The following is a 7275-nucleotide window of genomic DNA, read 5'->3' as shown; positions in this document are numbered from 1 at the left end:
GTAGCCGAGCATGACGTCGTCGGCGCCGGGGACGGCGATGACGAACGCCGCGCCGGCGACGCCCAGAAGGGTCAGCAGTGTGTCCATGTCGTCTTGGTCTGCTTCGGCATGGTTGGTGTAGCAGACGTCAACCCCCATCGGGAGGCCGAGGATCTTGCCGCAGAAGTGGTCTTCGAGACCGGCGCGGATGATCTGTTTCCCGTCGTAGAGGTACTCGGGTCCGATGAACCCGACAACGGTGTTGATCAGGAGTGGTTCGAGAACTCGCGCCACCGCGTATGCCCGTGTTTCCAGGGTCTGTTGATCTACGGGTTTGCCGCCGGTGCCGAGATGCGCATTCGCCGACAGCGCGGAGCCCTGCCCGGTCTCGAGGTACATCACGTTGTCCCCGACGGTGCCTCGCTTCAGGGATCGGCCGGCTTCGTTGGCTTCCCGCAGGATCGCCATGTCGATCCCGAAACTTCGGTTGGCGCCTTCGGTTCCGGCGATCGACTGGAAGACGAGGTCGACCGGTGCGCCTTTCTCGATCAGGTCCACGGTGGTGGTGACGTGGGATAGGACGCAGGATTGCATTGGGATCCCGAAGCGCTGCCGGATGTCGTCGAGCAGGTACAGCAACTCCGACGTGGCGTGAGGTGAGTCGGTAGCCGGGTTGATGCCGATCACCGCGTCTCCGCAGCCCATCAGCAATCCGTCCAGAGTCGCTGCCGCGATACCGCGCGGATCGTCGGTCGGATGGTTGGGTTGCAGTCGGGTGGCGATGCGCCCTGGGAGACCGACCGTGGTGCGGAACGCCGCGGTGACCGTCGCGGCCGCGGCAACCAGGATCAGGTCCTGGTTGCGCATGATCTTCGACACGGCGGCGACCATTTCCGGGGTCAGCCCTGGTGCCACAGCGGCGATCTGATCGGCACTGTCTGCGCGAGTCGAGGTCTCGAGGAACCAGTCGCGCAATCCGCCGACGGTGAGATGTGCGATCGACTGGAACGCCACCCGGTCGTGGGTGTCGATGATCAGTCGGGTGACCTCGTCGGACTCATACGGGACGACTTGTTCCTCGAGGAAGGCTGTCAGCGGTAGATCGGCGAGTTGCCATGCCGCAGCGGCCCGTTCGGCATCGGACTCGGCGGCACACCCGGCGAGTTCGTCGCCGGAGCGGCGTGGAGTGGCCTTGGCCATGAGTTCGACCAACCCGTCGAAGGTGTAGGTGGTACCCGAGATCGACTGGGTGTAGATCATCGCAGGTCGTCCTCCGCCTCGGCGAGGGCAGCGAACTCCTCGTCGGGAGAGTTGGCGACGAGCTTGTGGCGGCTGTACACGGCGAAGTAGAGCATGAACAGGGCGAACACCCCGAGGCAACACAAGGCCGCCACCACGTCGACGAGGAACGTGGCGATGACCGCGATGACCGCGACGACGAGGGCGAAGCCGGTGGTCACGACGCCGCCGGGAGTGCGGTACGGGCGCTTCATGTCCGGCTCGCGGCGACGGAGAACGATGTGGCTGACCATGATCAGCACGTAACTCGACGCGGCACCGAAGACGGCCATGTTCAGCAGGAGGTCGCCCTTGCCGGTCAGGGACAACAGGAAGCCGATGACCCCGGGCACGATCAGTGCGAGCGTGGGCGCCTTGCGTCGGTTGGTCACCGACAACACCGTCGGCAGGTAGCCGGCTCGGGAGAGTGCGAACAACTGGCGCGAGTAGGCGTAGATGATCGAGAAGAAGCTCGCCACCAGACCGGCGAGTCCGATGTAGTTGACCACCTTGGCCATCGACGAGTCGCCCAGAGCCTCGACCAACGGGTTCCCCGACTCCGACATCGGACCGGCACCACCCGCGCCGGTCGTGAGGAACAGCACGGTCACGCAGGTGACGAGCAGGACGCTGATCGCGGCGATGATGCCCCGCGGAACATTGCGTTCGGGATTGGCGGTCTCTTCGGCCGCCAGCGGTACACCTTCGATCGCCAGGAAGAACCAGATCGCGAACGGAATGGCCGCCCAGATACCGATGTAGCCGAACGGAAGGAAGGACGACGACCCGGCGGCGTCGTTGGGTGCGATGTCGGTGAGGTTGGCGACGTCGAAGTGTCCGATGGCGGTGATGGCGAAGATGATCAGACCGACCAACGCGATGGCGGTGATCGCGAACATCACCTTCAACGCCTCACCTGCGCCGGACAGGTGGATTCCGATGAAGATCATGTAGACGACCAGATACACCCACCAGCCGTCGGTGATCCCGAACAGGTTCAACGACTCGACGTAGGCGCCGATGAATGTCGCGATCGCCGCAGGGGCAATCGAATACTCGATCAAAATCGCAGTGCCCGTGGCGAATCCACCCCATGGGCCGAGTGCGCGACGGGCGAAGGTGTAACCACCGCCGGCCGCAGGCAAAGCCGAGGACAGCTCGGCCATTCCCAGTACCAGACACAGGTACATAGCGGCGATCACGACCGCGGCGATCGCGAGACCGCCGAAGCCGCCGTGTCCAAGACCGAAGTTCCAGCCCGAATAGTCGCCGGAGACCACGTAACTCACACCTAGACCGGCGAGCAGCAGCCAACCGGCGGTGCCGCCCTTGAGCTGCCGCTTGGCGAGATAGTCCGCCGACTCCGCGTGACTGTCCACGCCACCGATGTGGTGGTGCGGACTCTGAGATTCGTCGATAGCCATGACCGGCCTCCTCGGGACAGGACCTGGACCCAGTTACCCAGGCCACAGTGATCCGTAAACGTGACGCCTGACATTAAGGCGAGCAACGTTGCAACCAGGTTGGTCAGGTGGTGGGCTGTCCGAAAGGGCAGGGAACGTAGCGGTGAGACGTCGGGACAGACATGCCGCCCGATCGGCAAGACTGGGCGAGTAGGTGCTCGGAGAGGCCCTCAGCGCAGTGCGGCCACGACCTGGTCGGCCATCGCCTTCTGACCGAGTTCATTGGCGTGCATCGCCGGGATGCTGACCGCACCCAACGTCGGCTCGACCCACCGCCGAGCGCCCGCGCATGCGTCGTGGCCGGCGGAGACCTTGGTCATGTCGACGAAGGTGGCCCGTGTGGTTGCGGCGGCGCGGCGCATGGCGTCGTTGAGGGCGACGAAGGCCCGGTGAAGGTATGCGGTATCTCCAGGCGTCGTGAGCAACGACGCCGAGCAGAGAGCAGAGCCCTTGGCGGGGAAGATCTGCGGATACCCGACGAGGACCACGCGGGCCCGCGGCGCGGCGCGGTTGATTCCGCGCAACGCTTTCACGAGGTCGGGATGGGTCGAGGACTTGATCTTGTCGACAACCGAGGTGCCGTACCTATCGCGGCACGGAGTGGCTGACAACGGGGCCGACAACCAGGCCTGCTGGCAGGCCGAGGTCGCGAAGCTGAAGAACCCGTTGTTGTTCGCACCGATCGTCAAGGTGATCAGGCGGGTCGCCGGCCCTACCGCCTTGATCTGCGGTCCCTGCCACAAGTGTTGCGGCCGAGTCAGATCCTCGGTCGTCGCGCCTGAGCAACTGGCATCGACTACCCGGGTCCCGCGTCGCTCTGCGACGAGATGGGAGTAGTTGACGAGCGAGTTGGAGCAGAACATCGCCGCATTCGTCGCCTGGGGAAAAACCGCTGCGCCCGCGCTGTAGCTGTCTCCGAGATTCACGTACGGATGCCCGTCGGCTGCCTGGGCCGTGCCGGCATGGAGGAGCCCGCCGACAAGCGCGGCGGTGGTGGCCGCCGTGGTCAGCATGGTTCGGATGCCGAGTCGTCGGCGCTTGCTGTGGCCGTACGGCACGGGCATTCGGGGCACTCCAGATCGTGGTGCTCATGTTACTGATGTTGCTGATGAGACTAGCACGACTGGGCCCGAACCAATCCACGGTCGAGCGCGAACTTCATTTGCGTACATCGAGACGTCGTGATGAAACAACTCAACCTAGCGAGGAAGTCTGGCGAGCCAATCCAGCAGTATGCCGGTGAGGCGTTCAGGGGCGTCGAGCTGGATGAGGTGGCCCGCTTCAGGGACGATGCAGAGTTCGGCGCCGGGGATAGTGGCCGCGAGCGTGTGCGCCCGGTCGGGAGGAATCCAGGTGTCCCGTTCACCCCACACCATGAGAACCGGAAGCGTGAGCTGGTTGTAGCGGTGCTCGATGTCCCGGGGGTAACGCTCGTCGGCCTGCTCTATCTGTCGATAGAACGCGGCCTGACCGTCGTCGCCGAGCCAGGGGCGGACGAGCGCGTCGTGGTCGAGGTCGCGCATCGGGCGGTGCGCGGCGCCGGCGACGTACTCACGGACCAATCCTTGGTGTAGGGCCGCGGGTAGTTGCGCGAATAAGTCAGCATTGTCGGCTACGAGTCGGAAAAATGGTGAGCCCCAGGGACTTAGGGCTACCACATCAACCAACACCAGCGCTCGGAATACGGTGTTGTGAAGAAGGTGCGCCCGCAGGCTCACCGCGCCGCCGTAGTCGTGTGCGATGACGATGGGTCGATCGAGGCCCCATGAATCAACCAGTGCGGCCAGAGCATCGCCTGGACGGCGAGGGACACGTCCTGGCCGTCGAATTTCGAGGATTCTCCGTAGCCAGGCATGTCCCAGAGGTAGACCGTGTGCCGTTGGGCCAGCGCGGTGGCGATGGGCCTCCACAGCCATGATGACCACGGGGTGCCGTGACACTCACAGGCAGGACGTCCGACAGCAGCTTAGACAATGCAATTCTGAAGGGGCATTGAAGTTCAGCTATTCGTCACAGTGACGTTTTATTAAGGGTGAGCTGCGTATAGGAGAAAGGGGGCTAGCCGCCAGGAATGCGACGCGATCAACGACGAAAGAGGACTTCGGTGAGCGTCGCTATGCACCTCGACCGAGGATCGACCCGACAAACCACGCCACCGCGTGCCGGCGATCGAAACCAGTTGCGGAACAGGCTGCGATGCTGGGGCTGCAAGAGACCGTTCCAACTCGTCCTAGGTAAGTGCCGATAAGATACATTATGTCAATTAGACCGCTGCATATTGCATCAGATGCATCAGCTCGCGCACTCCTCCAACTTTGCCCCCGCAAGCGCCAACCCAACTGTTACAGCGACATTCGGAGCATCGAAGGTTTCACGACCCCCGAGAGCCTGAGCCTGTGGCGTGGCTTGTCGTACAGCAGCATTCGGATCGGACTGACAGCATCGATTCGTCGGCTACGAACCGGAGCCGGCGCGCTAAGTGTGCAGACCTCGAATAGCACCGACCCGACATTCCTCAGCCGGACTTGACGCCGAAATCAACGCAGCCCGCCAACTCCTTGCCGAGTAGGTGTGATACGAGGCACACCTGTCCGGTCGCGCTAGCCAATCGACACCCCCCGTGATGGTCTACACTCATTCACACTAACAAAACGGGGGTTTCCAGTGTTGAATATGCGGGGTGTAGTGGCGTCACCAGCGCGTCGCCTGATGGTCGCGGGTTGCGCCGCAGCCACGGTCGCGTTCGGGGTCACGTCTGGCGCAGCCATAGCTGATGCAGGACCATACTCGTTCGCTGATCAAACGGTGTCGAAGCATACCGCCGATGGCTGGCGGATCACTGCCGTCAAAGCGCACGAGAAGGTGCGAAGCGTACGGCCCCTCAACCAATCACCGTGGACCCGAGAAGGCTTCCTGTCGCTACGCGGCGAAGGACGGATCTCCGGCGCAGGCCGGGTCGCGGTGTCCGCGGGCACCGTTAGCGCCGGCTTCCAGATCGGTTGCAACACTGACGTCACCTCCGGACTTACCCTCGGAGTGACCGCCGGGCCCACCGCCCAGATGTCCATCTCTTGGCCGCCGGCGCTGATTGTCGGCGCGCAAGCCAACGGCAACATCTCCACTACCTTGAAGCCTGGCACCATCGCCAACATCCCATTCGGCACAAAGAAACTCGCCGGACCGACCGCCGGGCTCACCGTCGATGGCGTGCACGTCAAGGTTGATGGCTGCCTCGGTCCGGTCGCGGTGCGCTCCTACGTCACGGTCGCGATCTCCACACCGGCCAATGACAACACCGTCAATGTGTACGGACAGCCTCACTACCTCTGACACGCCTCTGTTCTGAGTCGTCTCAAGACTTTCGGCTTTTCGACTTCGGGGGAATCGAACATCCATGTCTCACAACACCACTAATTCCGGTGGACCTGCCCACGCCACACCTACCGACAGCGGTGGCCGACGCGCCGTCGTCACCAAAGCCGCGTTGTTCGTCGCCGGCTGCATCCTGCTGATCCTGGCCGCGGCCAACCTCGACCACCTCGGCGAATGGAGCCAGCGTTGGGGCCAGATCCCCGTCTTCCTCGGATTCTTCCTCCTCATGTCCATCGCGGGACGCTGGTTCTAGAGCGGCGCCGACGCAATTCTCGGGAAGGTTGTCGGTAACCGATGACCCAAACCCGCACACGCTTTGCACTCAGGCGCCGACATCGCAGTGCGACAACCCTTCTCGCTCTCGCGGCCACTCTGTCAGGCACCGCCATGATCACTTCGGCAGCACTCACCGGCTCCCAGCCGACCGCCCAAGCCGACCCACTGTGCGATCAGATGCGCGCACAATACGGTGCCGGCTGGCCCTGCATCAGCGTCCCCACCTACACCCCACCACCCACACAGAACACTCCACCACCCCTCACAGGACCAGCCAACACCAGCTCAAACAACGGACCCGGTATCACCGGCAACCCCGGACCCGGCCCCGGCGAAGGCAACGGCACCCCGATCGTCCCCGTCCCCGGCCAGCAGTCCCCGCAGCGCGACCCTCATTCCCCTGCCGCAGACAGTGCGGTCACACCCGCTCCACCCGAGTCAGGTGCCCCCATCAGAGAAGCACCTCAACCGGTACCGTCCGCGCCTTCGGCACCAAACAGCACCGGCGGCAACGCACCTACCGATAGCGCCCCAATTACCAAGGACATCGGAACCCTTCCAACCGAAACCGTCGCCAGACTCGACACCCCGACCGATGAGCGAACATCAATCCCGCTGCCGATCTGGATTCTTGCCGGCGCTGCAGCCATCGCCGCAGCCAACCCGCGAGCCAGGTCACTCCTGACGCGCGGAGGGTCGACGCAAGCCACACTTGGCCCCTCGAGGATGGTCCTGATTCATGACGAAACCTCCCCTACCACCTACCGGTTCGCCATGAACGTGCCTCCCGGCGGGCACACCGAAGTCAACCCCGACGGCTCGGCAACCGTCTACGACCGCGACGGCAACCCGGTCAGCCATGTCGCCCGACCCTGGGCTGAATCGCCCCGGGTTTGCTGGGGGCTCG

At 63.9% G+C, this 7275-nt stretch carries 7 protein-coding genes; 2 read left to right on the top strand and 5 right to left on the bottom strand.

From position 1 onward, the window contains the following. The 5 genes from OK17_RS18300 to OK17_RS18280 all read right to left on the bottom strand — a co-directional run. Nucleotides 1–1239 (bottom strand): ethanolamine ammonia-lyase subunit EutB (locus OK17_RS18300; protein ID WP_461418305.1); only part of this gene is annotated, 1239 nt, incomplete at its 3' end. Next, entirely contained in the window at nucleotides 1236–2681 is a 1446-nt protein-coding gene (gene eat / locus OK17_RS18295; RefSeq protein ID WP_006864924.1) for an ethanolamine permease, read from the bottom strand. The genes eat and OK17_RS18300, both read right to left, overlap by 4 nt. Before the next feature lie 209 nt (nucleotides 2682–2890). Next, nucleotides 2891–3784, bottom strand: a complete 894-nt coding sequence (locus tag OK17_RS18290; RefSeq protein ID WP_461418304.1) for an SGNH/GDSL hydrolase family protein — start codon at nucleotides 3782–3784, stop codon at nucleotides 2891–2893. 135 nt (nucleotides 3785–3919) lie between these two features. Then, complete coding sequence (locus OK17_RS18285; RefSeq protein WP_461418307.1) at nucleotides 3920–4462, bottom strand: alpha/beta fold hydrolase; 543 nt, start codon at nucleotides 4460–4462, stop codon at nucleotides 3920–3922. After that, nucleotides 4435–4608 carry a hypothetical protein gene (locus OK17_RS18280; RefSeq protein ID WP_461418306.1) on the bottom strand — a complete coding sequence of 58 codons (174 nt, stop codon included), beginning with the start codon at nucleotides 4606–4608 and terminating at the stop codon, nucleotides 4435–4437. The genes OK17_RS18285 and OK17_RS18280 overlap by 28 nt, the downstream gene beginning before the upstream one ends. Before the next feature lie 917 nt (nucleotides 4609–5525). On the opposite strand from OK17_RS18280, the gene OK17_RS18275 reads away from it, so the two are divergent. Together OK17_RS18275 and OK17_RS18270 are read left to right on the top strand one after the other, a co-directional pair. Then, nucleotides 5526–6050, top strand: a complete 525-nt coding sequence (locus OK17_RS18275; RefSeq protein ID WP_232715350.1) for an MspA family porin — start codon at nucleotides 5526–5528, stop codon at nucleotides 6048–6050. A 64-nt stretch (nucleotides 6051–6114) separates the two neighbouring features. Continuing rightward, nucleotides 6115–6345 (top strand): hypothetical protein, encoded by a 231-nt coding sequence (locus OK17_RS18270; RefSeq protein ID WP_461418303.1) that lies wholly within the window; start codon nucleotides 6115–6117, stop codon nucleotides 6343–6345. The last annotated feature ends 930 nt before the right edge of the window (nucleotides 6346–7275 follow it).

It is taken from the genome of Gordonia sp. GN26 (assembly GCF_054823965.1).
This window is presented reverse-complemented; position numbering and strand designations above follow the sequence as displayed.

Excerpts from the sequence above, each read along its gene's own strand:
- OK17_RS18270 (WP_461418303.1), top strand. The coding sequence starts at position 6,115 with ATGTCTCACAACACCACTAATTCCGGTGGACCTGCCCACGCCACACCT.
- eat (WP_006864924.1), bottom strand. The coding sequence starts at position 2,681 with ATGGCTATCGACGAATCTCAGAGTCCGCACCACCACATCGGTGGCGTG.
- OK17_RS18290 (WP_461418304.1), bottom strand. The coding sequence starts at position 3,784 with ATGCCCGTGCCGTACGGCCACAGCAAGCGCCGACGACTCGGCATCCGA.